Source organism: Streptomyces sp. NPDC102283, from assembly GCF_044766265.1.
Lineage (GTDB): Bacteria > Actinomycetota > Actinomycetes > Streptomycetales > Streptomycetaceae > Streptomyces.
Window position 1 is genome coordinate 73,511 of sequence record NZ_JBIWLQ010000016.1, and the last position, 15,159, is coordinate 88,669.

Annotated in this window: 13 protein-coding genes; 4 read left to right on the top strand and 9 right to left on the bottom strand. The window is 70.3% G+C overall.

The features are described from left to right. The first annotated feature begins 165 nt into the window (after positions 1 to 165). Both gabT and ACIRJT_RS27940 read left to right on the top strand, forming a co-directional pair. Positions 166 to 1,506, top strand: coding sequence for a 4-aminobutyrate--2-oxoglutarate transaminase (gene gabT / locus ACIRJT_RS27935; protein ID WP_403914238.1), 1,341 nt, complete (start codon positions 166 to 168; stop codon positions 1,504 to 1,506). Between the two features lie 148 nt (positions 1,507 to 1,654). Then, positions 1,655 to 2,503 carry a phosphatase PAP2 family protein gene (locus ACIRJT_RS27940; RefSeq protein ID WP_403914241.1) on the top strand — a complete coding sequence of 283 codons (849 nt, stop codon included), beginning with the start codon at positions 1,655 to 1,657 and terminating at the stop codon, positions 2,501 to 2,503. Here ACIRJT_RS27940 and ACIRJT_RS27945 read toward each other — a convergent pair. The 8 genes from ACIRJT_RS27945 to ACIRJT_RS27980 all read right to left on the bottom strand — a co-directional run bounded on the left by ACIRJT_RS27945 (position 2,454) and on the right by ACIRJT_RS27980 (position 12,364). Next, the gene (locus ACIRJT_RS27945) at positions 2,454 to 4,277 is read right to left on the bottom strand and encodes a chitinase (RefSeq protein ID WP_403914244.1); all 1,824 of its coding nucleotides are present in this window, start codon (positions 4,275 to 4,277) and stop codon (positions 2,454 to 2,456) included. The two genes, ACIRJT_RS27940 and ACIRJT_RS27945, sit on opposite strands and share 50 nt — an antisense overlap. Before the next feature lie 88 nt (positions 4,278 to 4,365). Then, positions 4,366 to 4,839: a hypothetical protein gene (locus tag ACIRJT_RS27950; protein WP_403914247.1), complete on the bottom strand. Its 474-nt coding sequence runs from the start codon at positions 4,837 to 4,839 to the stop codon at positions 4,366 to 4,368. A gap of 147 nt (positions 4,840 to 4,986) precedes the next feature. Then, a complete protein-coding gene (locus ACIRJT_RS27955; RefSeq protein WP_403914250.1) occupies positions 4,987 to 6,405 on the bottom strand; it encodes an NAD(P)/FAD-dependent oxidoreductase in 1,419 nt (472 codons plus the stop codon). 23 nt (positions 6,406 to 6,428) lie between these two features. Beyond that, positions 6,429 to 7,232, bottom strand: a complete 804-nt coding sequence (locus ACIRJT_RS27960; protein WP_403914253.1) for an ABC transporter permease — start codon at positions 7,230 to 7,232, stop codon at positions 6,429 to 6,431. After that, on the bottom strand, positions 7,232 to 8,173 hold the full coding sequence (locus tag ACIRJT_RS27965; RefSeq protein ID WP_403914256.1) for an ABC transporter permease: 942 nt from the start codon (positions 8,171 to 8,173) through the stop codon (positions 7,232 to 7,234). The genes ACIRJT_RS27960 and ACIRJT_RS27965 overlap by 1 nt, the downstream gene beginning before the upstream one ends. Beyond that, on the bottom strand, positions 8,170 to 9,324 hold the full coding sequence (locus tag ACIRJT_RS27970; protein WP_403914259.1) for an ABC transporter ATP-binding protein: 1,155 nt from the start codon (positions 9,322 to 9,324) through the stop codon (positions 8,170 to 8,172). The genes ACIRJT_RS27965 and ACIRJT_RS27970 overlap by 4 nt, the downstream gene beginning before the upstream one ends. Positions 9,325 to 9,541: 217 nt before the next feature. Next, positions 9,542 to 10,789 (bottom strand): PotD/PotF family extracellular solute-binding protein, encoded by a 1,248-nt coding sequence (locus ACIRJT_RS27975; protein ID WP_403914262.1) that lies wholly within the window; start codon positions 10,787 to 10,789, stop codon positions 9,542 to 9,544. Positions 10,790 to 10,849: 60 nt separating this feature from the next. Then, on the bottom strand, positions 10,850 to 12,364 hold the full coding sequence (locus ACIRJT_RS27980) for a gamma-aminobutyraldehyde dehydrogenase (protein ID WP_403914264.1): 1,515 nt from the start codon (positions 12,362 to 12,364) through the stop codon (positions 10,850 to 10,852). A 208-nt stretch (positions 12,365 to 12,572) separates the two neighbouring features. On the opposite strand from ACIRJT_RS27980, the gene ACIRJT_RS27985 reads away from it, so the two are divergent. After that, on the top strand, positions 12,573 to 13,130 hold the full coding sequence (locus ACIRJT_RS27985; protein ID WP_403914267.1) for an NADAR family protein: 558 nt from the start codon (positions 12,573 to 12,575) through the stop codon (positions 13,128 to 13,130). Positions 13,131 to 13,269: 139 nt separating this feature from the next. Here the strand turns inward: ACIRJT_RS27985 and ACIRJT_RS27990 are convergent, their stop codons facing one another. Further along, positions 13,270 to 14,004: a DUF4190 domain-containing protein gene (locus ACIRJT_RS27990; RefSeq protein ID WP_403914270.1), complete on the bottom strand. Its 735-nt coding sequence runs from the start codon at positions 14,002 to 14,004 to the stop codon at positions 13,270 to 13,272. Between the two features lie 120 nt (positions 14,005 to 14,124). Between ACIRJT_RS27990 and ACIRJT_RS27995 the strand changes: the two genes are divergently transcribed. Next, positions 14,125 to 15,159: an adenosine deaminase gene (locus tag ACIRJT_RS27995; protein WP_403914273.1), complete on the top strand. Its 1,035-nt coding sequence runs from the start codon at positions 14,125 to 14,127 to the stop codon at positions 15,157 to 15,159.

Consider the following 15,159-nt stretch of genomic DNA (forward strand, 5'->3'; position numbering starts at 1 on the left):
CGGACGCTGACCGTCTCGCCCTCCATCCGCCCGCCCCTCATCCGCCATCTGTCCGCCAAGGACAAGGACACGCCCCCACCACTCCCGATCGGAGCATGCCCGGACCCCTCCCCCGCCCCTAGCCTGCGATGAGAAGAGCGTCCGAAACACCCCCAGGAGCCCCTCATGACCGCAATCCCGCAGGAGCGCCGCGTCGTCACTGCCATCCCCGGCCCGAAGTCGGTGGAGCTGCAGGCTCGCCGTCTCGCCGCCGTCGCCGCAGGTGTGGGCTCCACCCTGCCGGTGTTCACCGCCCGTGCGGGCGGCGGGATCATCGAGGACGTGGACGGCAACCGGCTGATCGACTTCGGGTCCGGGATCGCCGTGACCTCCGTGGGCGCGTCCGCCGAGGCCGTCGTGCGGCGGGCCTCCGCGCAGCTCGCGGAGTTCACCCACACCTGTTTCATGGTCACGCCGTACGAGGGGTACGTCGAGGTCTGCGAGCAGCTCGCCGAGCTGACTCCGGGCGACCACGCGAAGAAGTCCGCGCTGTTCAACTCGGGTGCCGAGGCCGTCGAGAACGCGGTGAAGATCGCCCGCGCCCACACCAAGCGCACCGCCGTCGTCGTCTTCGACCACGGCTACCACGGCCGCACCAACCTCACGATGGGCATGACGGCGAAGAACATGCCGTACAAGCAGGGCTTCGGCCCGTTCGCGCCCGAGGTCTACCGCGTCCCGGTCGCCTACGGCTACCGCTGGCCGACCGGGCCCGAGAACGCCGGCACAGAGGCGTCCGCGCAGGCCATCGACGAGATCACCAAGCAGATCGGCGCGGACAACGTCGCCGCGATCATCATCGAGCCGGTGCTCGGCGAGGGCGGCTTCATCGAGCCGGCCAAGGGCTTCCTCCCGGCGATCGCGCGGTTCGCGAAGGACAACGGCATCGTGTTCGTCGCGGACGAGATCCAGTCCGGCTTCTGCCGTACCGGCCAGTGGTTCGCCTGCGAGGACGAGGGCATCGTCCCGGATCTGATCACCACGGCCAAGGGCATCGCCGGCGGTCTGCCGCTGTCCGCCGTGACGGGCCGCGCCGAGATCATGGACGCCGCGCACGCGGGTGGCCTGGGCGGAACGTACGGCGGCAACCCGGTGGCCTGCGCCGGTGCGCTCGGGGCCATCGAGACGATGCGCGAGCTGGACCTGAACGGGAAGGCCAAGCGGATCGAGGAGGTCATGAAGGGCCGTCTCGCCGAGATGCGGGCCAAGCTGCCGAACGGCGACCTCATCGGCGACATCCGGGGCCGCGGCGCGATGATCGCGATCGAGCTGGTGAAGTCCGGCACGAAGGACCCGAACCCGGAGGCGGCCGGCGCGCTCGCGAAGGCCTGTCACGCCGAAGGCGTCATGGTTCTGACCTGCGGTACGTACGGCAACGTCCTGCGCTTCCTGCCGCCGCTGGTGATCGGCGAGGACCTGCTGAACGAGGGCCTCGACGTGATCGAGCAGGCGTTCGGCACGCTCTGATCCTTCGAACCCGGGAACGGGCGGGGGCGCCCTTTCGCCGCTTCCGTCCGCCATCCGGGTGAGGGCCTGTGAAGAACGTGTGCGGGGGCGATGGCGGGAGGTGGTGCCGACTGTCGGCCACTCCTCCGCTGCCGTACGGTTTCTGCAGATGAGAGAAACACCTCGGTCGCGGGAAACCGCGGCCGACGCCGGGTCGGGGCTTCCCCAGCGCCGTCCCGGGCGTGCGTTCGCGCACACCGGAGCCTCCGGCTCCGGGACTCCTCACCGATCGGACGGCCGCCCGCCCCACACCCCCCGGGGCGCGCGGCGAACCGATCTCGCCGGCCATCCCGGAACAACCCCCCCTGTTCCCGGGTGGCCGGCCCCTCTCGTTCTCTGCCTCCTCGGTCTGCTCGCGGCACTCTTCTCGCTGATCACCTGGCAGGTCGCCGTCGAGGGGCCGCTCCTGCGGCTCGACGAGCGCGTGGGCGGGGAGCTGTTCGGGCACGGACCGGCCGCGCTGACCCAGGTGTTCTCCGACCTCGGCGGGATGCCGGTGGCGCTTGCGGTACTGACCTGCGCGGTCGGGTACGCGCTGTGGCGCGGCGCCCGGCGGCTCGCCGTGTACGCGGCCCTCACCATGGCGGCGGTGCCCGCGCTGGTGATCCCGCTGAAGGTGGCCACCGCCCGGCAGGGGCCGCTGACGGAGGCGGTCAACTACTACCCGTCCGGTCATACGGCCACGGCCGCCGTGGCGTACGGGGCGTCGGCCCTGGTGCTGCTGGCCCTCCCCCGCCCGTCGTGGCTCCGGGAGGCTTCCTGGCCCCGGGCGTGGATGATGCCCGTCGCCGCGATCCTGTTGACCACGGCGACGGGCATCGGTCTGGTGCTGCACGGCTACCACTGGCCGCTGGACGTGCTGGCCAGTTGGTGCCTGGGGCCTTGGGTGCTCGCGCCCCTGTGGTGGGTCAGTTGCCGAAGTAGGCGTCGAAGTTCTTCGAGAACTCCCAGTTGTTGAAGCGGTCCCAGTTGATCGACCAGGTCATCAGGCCACGCAGGTCGGACCAGGTCCCGTGGGTCTGGTAGGGGCCGCAGTCGGTCTTCTTGGTCAGGCAGTTGAGCGCCTTGTTGACCTCGGCCGGTGAGGTGTGGCCGTTGCCCGCCTGGGTGGAGGCCGGGAGGCCGATGGCGACCTGGTCGGGGCGCAGGCCCGGGAAGACCCGGCTGGTGTTGCCCGCCACCGGGAAGCCCGCGAGCAGCATGTCGGTCATCGCGATGTGGAAGTCCGCGCCGCCCATGGTGTGGTACTGGTTGTCCAGGCCCATGATCGGGCCCGAGTTGTAGTCCTGGACGTGCAGCAGGGTCAGGTCGTCGCGCAGGGCGTGGATGACCGGCAGGTAGGCGCCGGCGCGCGGGTCCTGGCCGCCCCAGGGGCCGGAGCCGTAGAACTGGTAGCCGAGCTGCACGAAGAAGGTCTCGGGCGCCATCGTGAGGACGAAGTCCGGGCCGTACTTCGCCTTGAGGGACTTCACCGCGGAGATCAGGTTGACGATCACCGGTGAGGTGGGGCTGCGGAAGTCGGTGTCGCCGGTGTTCAGGGAGAGGGAGTGGCCCTCGAAGTCGATGTCCAGGCCGTCCAGGCCGTAGGTGTCGATGATCTTCGAGACGGAGGTGACGAAGGCGTCCCGGGCGGCGGTGGAGTTGAGCTGCACCTGTCCGTTCTGGCCGCCGATCGAGATCAGCACCTTCTTGCCCGCGGCCTGCTTGGCCTTGATCGCGGCCTTGAACTCCGCCTCGGACTCGACGTTCGGGCACTCGGCGACCGGGCAGAGCGCGAAGCGGATGTCGCCGGAGGTGACGGAGGTGGGCTCGCCGAAGGCGAGGTTGATGACGTCCCAGGAGGCGGGCACGTCCGCCATCCGGGTGTAGCCGGAGCCGTTGGCGAAGCTGGAGTGCAGGTAGCCGACGAGGGCGCGGGGCGGGAGCTTGGTGCCGCCGCCTCCGCCGCCCGCCGTGGTGGTCGCGCTGACGGCGGCCGACTGCGCGGACTCGCCGGCCGCGTTGGTGGCGCTGACCTGGAAGCTGTACGCGGTGGAGGCGGTCAGGCCCGTCACGGTGGCGGAGGGACCGGTGGCCGTGGCGACCTTCGTACCACCTCGGTAGACGTTGTAGCCGCTCGCGCCGGAGACGGCGTTCCAGGAGAGGGCGACGGAGGAGGAGGTGATCGCGGTGGTCTTCAGGCCTGCGGGGACGGCCGGGATCACGACGGGTTCGCCGCCGGGGCCCACGAGGGTGAGGTCGTCGGCGTAGTAGGCCGGGGTGCCGTACCAGCCGTGGGTGTAGACGCTCACCGAGGTGGTGGAGGGGCCGGTCTTGAAGGTGGTGGTGAGCTGCTTCCACGCACCGGGGGACTGGGTCCAGGTGGAGACGTCGGTGGTGCCGGTGCCGGACGCGCCGAGGTAGACGTAGCTGCCCTGCACCCAGGCGCTCAGCGTGTACGAGGAGTTGGGCTTGACCGTGATGCTCTGGGAGCACTTGGCGTGGTCGCTGCCGGCCGGGGTCGCCTTGAGCGCGGAGGTGCCGCTGCGGGTGGGCGTGGAGACGGCCGCCCCGCTGGAGGCCGCGCAGTTCCAGCCGTCCAGGCCCGCCTCGAAGCCGCCGTTGCGTGCCAGGTCCACATCGGCGGCGCCCGCCGCCGGAGCCATGGCGACCAGGGCTCCGGCGGCGAGCAGGCCGGCCGAGCAGACGGCCAGAAGTCTGGTGAATCCGACAGTTGGTCCGGTGCGTTCCACAACAGCCTCCGCGCAGGGGGGAATTCGGGTTGGCGTGCGCACAACATGGTCCAGACCAATCAGGTTGTCAAGACCTCTGGCGGCAGGCTCAGCCCTCCGGGCGCCCCCCGCGGGCGTCCAGGGCGGCCGCGCCCGCCGCCTCGTGCATCGCGCGTTCGAGGAGTCCGGCGTCCGTGAGGGTCCCCGAGCCGTCCGGCGGGACCAGCCAGCGCACTCCCCCGGTGGCCCGCCCCGGGTAGGGGACGACGATCCAGGTACCCCGGCCGCAGCCCCGGATCCCGGTGCCGATCCAGCGGGAGGCGGTGCCCGGCGGGACGAAGAAGCCCATGCGCGACTCCCCGGAGTCGGCGAGAACGGGGCCCGGACGGTCGATCAGGCGGCTGAGGACGTCGAGCGTCGGGTGGCCCAGCTCGCCCGGGAGGATCAGGACGTCCCAGCGCCTGCCGGCCGGAAGGAGCGCGATCCCCCGCGGACTGCGCTCCCACTCCCACCGACAGGCGGCCGGGTCCGGTGCCACCGATGTGAGCCACTCGACCGCGGCTTTCGTTTCCGAGCCAGTCATGACCAGCCTCCCGTCGACGTGAGCACCGGCGGGGTTCCGCCGGTGCGTACACGTGCGAGAGAGCGTTCGGCGCCGACTATGACGCGGGTTGGGGCTACCAGTTGGTAGTGAACTGGGTCACAGCCCCTGATCTGGGCCTCAGGCGTCTCAGCTGTCGAAGCCGAGGCCCAGCCTGTCCATGGCCCCCAGCCACAGATTGCGGTGCCCGCCGTTGCTGTCGGCACGGGCCAGGGACCGCTTGGTGATCTCGATCCCGGCCCAGGCGAAGGGCTCGGGCGGGAACGGCATCGGCTTGGAGCGGACCATTTCCAGGCGGGTCCGTGCCGTCTCCTCACCGGAGAGGAGGTCGAGCATCACATCGGCGCCGAAACGGGTCGAACCGACACCGAGACCGGTGTATCCGGCGGCGTACGCGACCCGGCCCTGGTGGGCCGTTCCGAAGAACGCCGTAAAGCGGGAACAGGTGTCGATCGCACCGCCCCAGGCGTGCGAGAAATTCAGTCCGGAAAGCTGCGGGAAGCAGGTGAAGAACTGCTCCGCGAGTTTCAGGAACGTCTCCGGACGCTGGTCGAGATCGGCACTGAGCCTGCCCCCGTACGGATAGATCGCGTCGTATCCGCCCCACAGGATCCGGTTGTCCGCGGAAAGCCGGAAGTAGTGGAATTGGTTGGCGCTGTCGCCGAGCCCCTGGCGGCCCTTCCAGCCGATGGACGCGAGCTGCTCCGGGGTGAGCGGTTCGGTCATCAGCGCGTAGTCGTAGACGGGCACGGTGTACGGCCGGATCCGCTTGACGAGCGACGGGAAGATGTTGGTGCCGAGGGCGACACGGCGCGCGAAGACCCGGCCGTACGGGGTACGGACCGCCATGCCTGATCCGGAGCGGACGAGGTCCAGGCCGCGGGTGTGCTCGTGGATCCGGACGCCCAGCTCCAGGCAGGCCCGCTTCAGGCCCCAGGCGAGCTTCGCGGGGTGCAGCATCGCGACGCCGCGCCGGTCCCAGAGCCCGCCGAGGAAGGTGGGCGAGTCGACCTCGGCACGCAGGGCGTCACGGTCCAGGAAGTCCACGCCCGTGATGCCGAGGCCCACGATCTCCTCGTGCCATTCCCGCAGCTCCCGGAGCTGGTGGGGTTCGGTGGCGACGTCGATCTCACCGGTCCGCTCGAACTCGCAGTCGATGCCGTAGCGGGCGACCGCGGCCTCGATGGCGTCGAGGTTGTGCTCCCCCAGCTCCTCCAGCTTCGCGATCTCGTCCGGCCATCGCTCCACACCGTTGGCCAGGCCGTGGGTGAGGGAGGCGGCGCAGAAGCCGCCGTTGCGGCCCGAGGCGGCCCAGCCCACCTCGTGCCCCTCGATGAGGACGACGTCCCGGTCCGGGTCGCGCTCCTTGGCGATGAGCGCGGTCCACAGGCCGCTGTAGCCGCCACCGATGACCAGAAGGTCGGTGTGCTCGTCGCCGGTGAGGGCGGGAAGCGGATCAGGCTTTTCCGGGTCGTCCAGCCAGTAGGAGACCGGCTTGGCGCCGGCGATCGATCGTGCGGCAGCAGTACGCATGGCAGCTGGGGCCATGGTTTCCAACTCCTTCAGGAAATTCAGGGTCGAGCGCTGTTCTTGCGTCGGCTCGCTATGACCTGGCCGACGAGAACCACCGATATCGCCATGATGAACATCGCGGTGCCGATGACGTTGATCTGCACGGGCGTGCCGCGCTGTGCCGATCCCCAGACGAACATGGGGAACGTGACGGTGGAGCCCGCGTTGAAATTCGTGATGATGAAATCGTCGAACGAGAGCGCGAAGGCCAGCATCGCTCCCGCCGCGATCCCCGGGGCCGCGATGGGGAGGGTCACCCGTACGAACGTCTGCACGGGGCCCGCGTACAGGTCGCGGGCGGCTTCCTCCAGTCTCGGGTCCATCGACATGACGCGCGCCTTGACGGCCGTGACCACGAAGCTGAGGCAGAACATGATGTGGGCGATGAGCACCGTCCAGAAGCCGAGCTGGGCGCCCATGTTCAGGAACAGCGTGAGCAGGGAGGCGGCCATGACGACCTCGGGCATCGCCATCGGCAGGAAGATCAGCGAGTTGATCGCGCCGCGCGCCCGGAAGCGGTAGCGGACCAGCGCGAACGCGATCATCGTGCCGAGCGCGGTCGCCCCGAGCGTCGCCCAGAAGGCGATCTGGAGCGAGAGGGAGAGCGAGCCGCACAGGTCGGCGACGCCGCAGGGGTCCTTCCAGGCGTCCAGCGAGAACCGCTGCCAGGCGTAGTTGAAGCGCCCGTTGGGCTTGTTGAACGAGAACACCATCACGACGATGTTCGGAAGGATCATGTACGCGAGGGTCAGCAGACCAGCGATGACGACCAGGTTCCGGCGTATCCAGCGCAGTACGGGCATCAGACCAGGTCCTCCGTCCCGGAGCGGCGGATGTAGAAGGTGACCGCCAGCAGGACGATCGCCATGAGGATGAACGAGAGCGCGGCGGCCGTCGGATAGTCCAGGACCCGCAGGAACTGGCTCTGGATGACGCTGCCGACCATCTTGGTGTCGGTGGAGCCCAGCAGCTCGGCGTTGACGTAGTCGCCGCTGGCCGGGATGAAGGTGAGCAGGGTGCCGGAGACGACGCCGGGCATGGAGAGCGGGAACGTCACCTTGCGGAAGGTGGTGGCGGGCGTGGCGTAGAGGTCGCCCGCGGCCTCGTGCAGCCGGCCGTCGATCCGCTCCAGCGAGGTGTAGAGCGGCAGGATCATGAACGGCAGGAAGTTGTACGTGAGCCCGCAGACGACGGCCATCGGGGTGGCGAGGACCCGGTTGGACTCGGTCCAGCCGAGCCAGCTGGTGACGTCCAGGACGTGCAGGGTGTTGAGCACGTCCACGACCGCGCCGCCGTCGGCGAGGATCGTCTTCCAGGCCAGCGTACGGATGAGGAAGCTGGTGAAGAACGGGGCGATGACCAGGACGAGCACCAGGTTGCGCCAGCGGCCCGCCTTGAAGGCGATGAGGTAGGCGAGCGGGTAGCCCAGCAGCAGGCACAGGATCGTGGCGGTGCCCGCGTACAGCAGGGACCGGACGAACTGCGGGTAGTACTCGCGCAGCGCGTCCACGTACGTCTGGAAGTGCCAGGTGACCTCGAAGCCCTGCTCCAGCGAGCCGGTCTGTACGGAGGTGGAGGCCTGGTAGACGAGCGGCAGGGCGAAGAAGACGACGAGCCAGAGGATGCCGGGGAGCAGCAGCCAGTACGGGACGAGCCGTTTGCGGGTGGAGGGCTTGCGGAGCACCGGTTCCCTGGGCTCCTGGGGCTGCGAAGGGGGCGCGGGCGGCGCCCCGGTGAGGCTCACGCCGCGTCCTCCACGCTCTCCACGCCGGCGTCGATGTCCTGGTCGGCGTCGAGTCCGAAGGTGTGGGCGGGGTTCCAGTGCAGGACCACCTCGGCGCCGGGAAGGAGTCCCGTGCGCCGGTCGACGTTCTGCTCGTACACCTGGAGCGCCTTGCCCGCCGGGCTCTCGACCACGTACTGGGTGGAGACGCCGATGAAGCTGGAGTCGACGATGCGGCCGGTGACGCGGTTGCGGCCGGTGGCTATGGAGTCCGCGTCGTCCGCGTGGGCCAGGGATATCTTCTCGGGCCGGATGCCGAGGAGGAGCCGGCCGCCGCCGGTGCTGGGGGCGGAACATCGCTCGCGGGGCAGGGTGAGCCTGCCGCCGCCCGCGGCCACCACCAGGTCGACGCCCGTGGAGAGGACCTCGCCCTCGATGAGGTTGGACGTGCCGAGGAAGTTGGCGACGAAGGTGGTGCGCGGGTTCTCGTAGAGGTCGGCGGGCGCGCCGAGCTGCTCGACGCGGCCCCCGTTCATCACCGCGACGGTGTCGGCCATGGTCATGGCCTCCTCCTGGTCGTGGGTGACGTGCACGAAGGTGATGCCGACCTCGGTCTGGATCCGCTTGAGCTCCAGTTGCATCTGACGGCGGAGCTTGAGGTCGAGAGCGCCGAGCGGTTCGTCGAGCAGCAGGACCTGCGGGTGGTTGATGAGCGCGCGGGCGACGGCGACGCGCTGCTGCTGGCCGCCGGAGAGCTGGTGCGGTTTGCGGCGGGCGAAATCGCCGAGCTCGACGAGCTCCAGCATGTCGTCGACCTGCTTCTTCACCGACTTGATGCCACGACGGCGCAGCCCGAAGGCGACGTTCTCGGTGATGTCCAGGTGCGGGAAGAGCGCGTAGCTCTGGAAGACCGTGTTGACGGGCCGCTTGTACGGGGGGAGGTCGGTGATGTCCTTCTCCCCGAGGAAGACCGTGCCGGTGGTGGCCTCCTCCAGGCCCGCGATCATCCGCAGGGTGGTGGTCTTGCCGCAGCCGGACGCGCCGAGCAGGGCGAAGAAGGAGCCCTGGGGCACGGTCAGGTCGAGCGGCTGCACGGCGGTGAAGGAGCCGTAGGTCTTGCTGATCCCGGCGAGGCGGACATCGCCGCCCGCGGTCTGCTGCTGCTGTGTCATGGGTCGCAGTCCCAGTGTGTTCGGGGGGAGTTCGGGGAAAGGGGTGCCCTTGGGCGGTCCGGGCCGCGGGCCGTTCGTCCCGTGATGCGGCCGACGGGGTGTCCAGCGGCGAGGTCCGGCGGGGTGTCCGGTGGCGAGTCCAACGGTGGGTCCGGCAGCGTGTCCGGCGGTGGGTCCGGCAGCCTGTCCGGCGGCGGGTCCGGCGGCGGGTCCGTGGTCAGGCGCCGATGAGCTTGGCGAACTTCTCCTCGTACGCCGTCTCTTCCTTCGTGCTCAGGGAGCGGAAGGAGCGGGACTTCGCGGCCATCTCCTTGTCGGGAAGGATCAGCGTGTTGGAGGCCATCGACTCGTCGATCCTGGCGAGTTCCTCGCGCACGCCGTCGACCGGGCAGACGTAGTTGATGTACGCGGCGAGCTGGGCGGCGACCGGCGGCTCGTAGTAGTAGTCGATGAGCTTCTCGGCGTTGGTCTTGTGCCGGGCCTGCGCGGGGACCAGGAGGTTGTCGCTGGAGGTGATGTATCCGGCGGCCGGGATCGCGAACCTGATGTCCGGGTTGTCGGCCTGGAGCTGGATGATGTCCCCGGCCCAGCCGACGCAGGCGGCGATGTCGCCCTTGCTGAGGTCGGCGGTGTAGTCGTTGCCGGTGAAGCGGCGGATCTGCTTCTTGTCGACGGCCTTCTGGAGGCGGCCGATCGCGCCGTCGAAGTCGGTGTCGGTGAACTTCCCCGGGTCCCTGCCCTGGTCGAGGAGGGTCATGCCGACGGTGTCGCGCATCTCGGACAGGAAGGAGACGCGGCCCTTGAGCTTCGGGTCGTCGAGCAGCTGGGTGACGGAGTCGACCTTGCGGCCGCCGGTCGCCTTCACGTTGTACGCGATGACGGTCGGGATACCGGTCCAGGGATAGGAGTAGGCGCGGCCCGGGTCCCAGTCGGGGGTGCGGAACTGGGCGGAGACGTTCGCGAAGGCGTGCGGGAGGTTCGAGGGGTCGAGCTTCTGCGCCCAGCCGAGCCGGATGATGCGGGCGGCGAGCCAGTCGGTGACGCATATGAGGTCGCGCCCGGTGTTCTGGCCGGCCGCGAGCTGCGGTTTGATCTTCCCGAAGAACTCGACGTTGTCGTTGATGTCCTCGGTGTACCTGACCCTGATCCCGGTGCGCCTGGTGAAGGCCTCCAGGGTGGGCCGGCCCTTCTCGTCCTCGCTGACGTCCATGTACTCGGTCCAGTTGGAGAAGGTGACTTCCTTCTCCTTGGCCGAGTGGTCGTCAAAGGCCGCACCTGCGTCGGCGCGCTTGGCGGGCGGGATGCCGCACGCGCCGAGGGTGGCCATGCCGCCCAGTGCGAGCGCGCCCGTGCCGGAGGCGCGCAGCAGGGAGCGGCGGGTGAGGGCGCCCCTGCCGCTGGTCAAGGATCGCCTCATGGCCGCCAGTTGGGCGGACGAGAGGCGCTCGGGCTCGTAACTCTCCATACGCGTTGCCCTTTCGGGTGGGAGGCCGCTCGGGCCCGTGGGCCCTGGTCGCGGCAGCTGCTATCGGTCCCCGAAGATCGTGCGGTGCCAGTCCTTGCGGGCGACCGCGGTGTTGTCGTACATGACGTGCTTGACCTGCGTGTACTCCTCGAAGGAGTACGCCGACATGTCCTTGCCGAAGCCGCTGGCCTTGTATCCGCCGTGCGGCATCTCGGAGAGGATCGGAATGTGGTCGTTCACCCACACACAGCCCGCCTGGATCTCGCGGGTGGCGCGGTTCGCGCGGTACAGGTCGCGGGTCCAGGCGGAGGCGGCCAGTCCGTACGGGGTGTCGTTGGCGAGCGCGATCCCCTCGTCGTCGGTGTCGAAGGGCAGCACCACGAGGACGGGGCCGAAGATCTCCGACTGGACGATCTCGCTGTCCTGGGCGGCGTCCGCGACGAGGGTGGGCCGGTAGTACGCGCCGTCGGCGAGGTCGCCGCCGGGGGCCTCGCCGCCGGTGACGACCCGGGCGTAGCCGCGGGCCCGCTCGACGAAGGCGGCGACGCGGTCGCGCTGGGCGTGGCTGATCAGGGGGCCGAGGTCGGTCGAGGCGTCGAAGGGGTCGCCGAGCCGGACGGTCTCCATGAGCGCGGCGACGTCCCGGACGAAGGCGTCGTAGAGGGGGCGCTGGACGTAGGCGCGGGTGGCGGCGGTGCAGTCCTGGCCGGTGTTGATGAGGGAGCCGGCGACCGCGCCGTGGACGGCGGCCTCCAGGTCGGCGTCGTCGAAGACCACGAAGGGGGCCTTGCCGCCGAGCTCCAGGTGGAGGCGCTTGACGGTGGCGGTGGCGATCTCCGCGACCCGCTTGCCGACGGCGGTGGAGCCGGTGAAGGAGGTCATCACGACGTCGGGGTGGCCGACGAGGTGTTCGCCCGCGTCCTTGCCCGCGCCGGTGACGACGTTGATGACGCCGTCGGGGATGCCCGCCTCGGTGGCGGCCCGGGCGAACATCAGCGAGGTGAGCGGGGTCAGCTCGGCGGGCTTGAGGACGATGGTGTTGCCCGCGGCGACGGCCGGGAGGACCTTCCAGGCGGCCATCTGGAGGGGGTAGTTCCAGGGGGCGATGGAGCCGACGACGCCGATCGCCTCGCGGCGTACGTAGGAGGTGTGGTCGCCGTCGTACTCGGCGGCGGCCTTGCCCTCCAGGTGGCGTGCCGCGCCCGCGAAGAAGGCGGCGTTGTCGACGGTGCCGGGGACGTCGAACTCGGTGGAGAGCTTGATCGGCTTGCCGCACTGGAGGGACTCGGCGTACGCGAAGTCGTCCGCCTGCTCGGCGAGGACGGCGGCGAAGCGGTGCATCGCCTCGGAGCGTTCGCCGGGGGTGGCGCCGGACCAGCCGGGGAAGGCGGCGCGGGCGGCGGCGACGGCCGCGTCCACGTCGTCGGGGCCCGCGAGCTCGTAGCGGAGCACGCTCTCGCCGGTCGCGGGGTTCACCACGTCGTGGTGGTTGCCGGAGGTGCCGGGGAGCAGCTTGCCGCCGATGTACTGCGCACCTTCCGCGAAGCGGTCCTGAACCTGGAAGCCGTTGCTCATGACGCTCTCCTCCGCCGTCTGTACCCGCTGGGCGGGGTCGGCGTAGCTTCTTCGTGAATTGAGTGCCGATCCTGACAGAGGGGTTCGAGCCCAACAAGTGATTCCGTTGTTGCCTTTTGGTTACGCGACGGAATCTGTCGACCATGTGTCGTGTCAGTGCGGAAATCCCCGTACGGAGTGTCAGTGGCGGATGCCACACTCACATGCCATGGGACCGATCGATGGGCTTCTGGCGGACGTGGCGCAGGGCAAGCGGGTGAAGTATCTGCCGTTCTGGGGGCACCGGCCGCGCCCGGACGGGCGGGTGGGGAGCAGTTGTCTCAGCCAGTGGTGGCCGTCGCCGTTCACGGTGGCCGGGGTGACGTACGCGAGTGCCGAGCACTGGATGATGGCCGGCAAGGCGCGGCTCTTCGGCGATCTTGAGGCGGAGCGGGCGGCGGTGTCGGCTACGAGCCCGGCGGCGGCGAAGAAGGCGGGGCGCCTGGTGCGCGGCTTCGACGAGGACGTGTGGATACGGGAGCGGTTCGCCCTGGTGGTGGCAGGCAGCGCGCACAAGTTCGGGCAGGCCCCGGAGCTGGGCGGCTTTCTCCTGGGCACCGGGGACCGGGTGCTGGTGGAGGCGTCGCCGCTGGACCGGATCTGGGGCATCGGGCTCGCGGCGGACGACGAGCGGGTGGAGCGGCCGCAGGAGTGGCGGGGGCTGAATCTGCTGGGCTTCGCGCTGATGGAGGCGCGGGAGAGGCTGCGGGCGGGCGCGACGGCCTGAGGCCGGTTCCGTACGGGGGGGGGGCGGCTGAGGCGGGTTCCGTACGGGGGGCGGCTGAGGCGGCCACCGAGCCCGGCCGGGCGGGGAGCGGTCCCTGCCCGGCCGAGGCGTGTCGCGTTGGCGCCGGCGGTGCCAGGATCTAGCGGTGGTCCTCGACGACCAGCGTCGTGGCGAACGGGTCGTCGTAGGTGCCGTCGTAGTCGCTGTCGCTGTCGGCGCTCGTCGCGGCCCAGATGATCAGACCGAGGATCACGGCGCCCACAACGATGCCGACGGAGCCGAGGATGACCCCGGCGAGCGCCATGCCCCGGTTGGTGGCCTCACCGCGCTTGGCACGGCCGAGGCCGATGATGCCGAAGATCAGCGCGAGGATGCCGAGGATGATGTTGACGCCGTACATGCAGAAGCCGACCACCGAGATGATGCCGATGACCATCGCGGCCGTGCCGAGGCCGTTGTTGGGCGCGGGGGCCCAGCCGGACGGACCTGCTCCGTAGGCGCCGTAGCCCGGGTAGCCGCCGTACGGCTGCGGGGGCGGGGCCGGGTAGCCGTAGTGCGCGGCGGGCGGCGGGGCCGGGTAGCCGTAGTGCGCGGCGGGCGACGGGGCCGCGTGGCCGGGGCCGTTCGGGCCGATCGGCGGCGGCGGTACGTCCGAGGGCGCGGGCCCGAAGCCTCCGGCCCGGGGTATCGGCCCGGTGCCGTCCCCCGCGGCCGGTCCGGCGCTCGGCATCGACGTCACGGTCGGCTGGTCGTGCACCTGGGCGGGCGGCGGTGTGTGCGCGCCCGGCTTGCCCAGTTCCACCCTGCTGTCCGGCGGTGCCCACGGATCGCGCGGCGCGGCCCCGCCCCCGGGCTGCTCTGTGTTGTCTGACATGGGCCTCCCCCATCGTGGTCCCGTCATGCTACGGCCAGGCCCCAACGCCCAGGACCCCGCCTGCGATGATCGGTGGGGCCGGTACGCCCGGCAGACGTCACGCCGAACGGGAGATTTCCGATGACCGATCCGCATCCCTTCATCGCCGGGCTGCCCAAGGCAGAGCTCCATGTCCACCATGTCGGGTCGGCCTCGCCCCGGATCGTCGCGGAGCTGGCCGCCCACCACCCGGACTCCAAGGTCCCCACGGACCCGGAGGCGCTGGCCGACTACTTCACGTTCACCGACTTCGCACACTTCATCGAGGTCTACCTCTCGGTGGTGGATCTGATCCGCACCCCCGAGGACGTCCGGCTGCTCACCTTCGAGGTGGCGCGGGACATGGCCCGGCAGAACATCCGGTACGCGGAGCTGACCGTGACGCCGTACAGCTCGACCAGGCGGGGCATCCCCGAGGTCGGGTTCATGGAGGCCATCGAGGACGCGCGCAAGGCCGCCGAGGCGGAGCTGGGCGTCGTCCTGCGCTGGTGCTTCGACATCCCGGGCGAGGCCGGGCTCCAGTCGGCCGAGGAGACCGTCCGGCTCGCGGTGGAGCACCGGCCCGAGGGTCTCGTCTCCTTCGGCCTCGGCGGACCGGAGATCGGGGTGGACCGCCCCCAGTTCAAGCCCTACTTCGACCGGGCCATCGCCGCGGGCCTGCACTCCGTGCCGCACGCCGGGGAGACCACGGGACCGCAGACGGTCTGGGACGCGCTGACCGCGCTGCGCGCCGAGCGCATCGGCCACGGCACCAGCTCCGTCCAGGACCCCAGGCTGCTGGAGCACCTCGCCGAGCACCGCATCGCGCTGGAGGTCTGCCCGACGTCGAACATCGCCACCCGCGCGGTCACGGACATCGCGCTGCACCCGATCCGGGAGATGGTGGCGGCGGGTGTGCTGGTGACCGTCAACAGCGACGACCCGCCGATGTTCGGCACCGACCTCAACAACGAGTACGCGGTGGCCGCCCGGCTGCTGGAGCTCGACGAACGCGGCATCGCGGAGCTGGCGAAGAACGCCGTGGAGGCCTCGTTCCTCGACCTGGCGGGCAAGCGGAAGCTGGCCGAGGAGATCGACACGTACACGACGAACTGGTTCCGGACTCCCGGCCGCTGA

What these genes read in the sequence shown, in the direction of transcription:
- ACIRJT_RS27995 (WP_403914273.1), top strand. Translation starts at nt 14,125, where the DNA reads ATGACCGATCCGCATCCCTTCATCGCCGGGCTGCCCAAGGCAGAGCTC.
- gabT (WP_403914238.1), top strand. Translation starts at nt 166, where the DNA reads ATGACCGCAATCCCGCAGGAGCGCCGCGTCGTCACTGCCATCCCCGGC.
- ACIRJT_RS27940 (WP_403914241.1), top strand. Translation starts at nt 1,655, where the DNA reads ATGAGAGAAACACCTCGGTCGCGGGAAACCGCGGCCGACGCCGGGTCG.
- ACIRJT_RS27950 (WP_403914247.1), bottom strand. Translation starts at nt 4,839, where the DNA reads ATGACTGGCTCGGAAACGAAAGCCGCGGTCGAGTGGCTCACATCGGTG.
- ACIRJT_RS27960 (WP_403914253.1), bottom strand. Translation starts at nt 7,232, where the DNA reads ATGCCCGTACTGCGCTGGATACGCCGGAACCTGGTCGTCATCGCTGGT.
- ACIRJT_RS27955 (WP_403914250.1), bottom strand. Translation starts at nt 6,405, where the DNA reads ATGGCCCCAGCTGCCATGCGTACTGCTGCCGCACGATCGATCGCCGGC.
- ACIRJT_RS27985 (WP_403914267.1), top strand. Translation starts at nt 12,573, where the DNA reads ATGGGACCGATCGATGGGCTTCTGGCGGACGTGGCGCAGGGCAAGCGG.
- ACIRJT_RS27990 (WP_403914270.1), bottom strand. Translation starts at nt 14,004, where the DNA reads ATGTCAGACAACACAGAGCAGCCCGGGGGCGGGGCCGCGCCGCGCGAT.
- ACIRJT_RS27970 (WP_403914259.1), bottom strand. Translation starts at nt 9,324, where the DNA reads ATGACACAGCAGCAGCAGACCGCGGGCGGCGATGTCCGCCTCGCCGGG.
- ACIRJT_RS27980 (WP_403914264.1), bottom strand. Translation starts at nt 12,364, where the DNA reads ATGAGCAACGGCTTCCAGGTTCAGGACCGCTTCGCGGAAGGTGCGCAG.
- ACIRJT_RS27975 (WP_403914262.1), bottom strand. Translation starts at nt 10,789, where the DNA reads ATGGAGAGTTACGAGCCCGAGCGCCTCTCGTCCGCCCAACTGGCGGCC.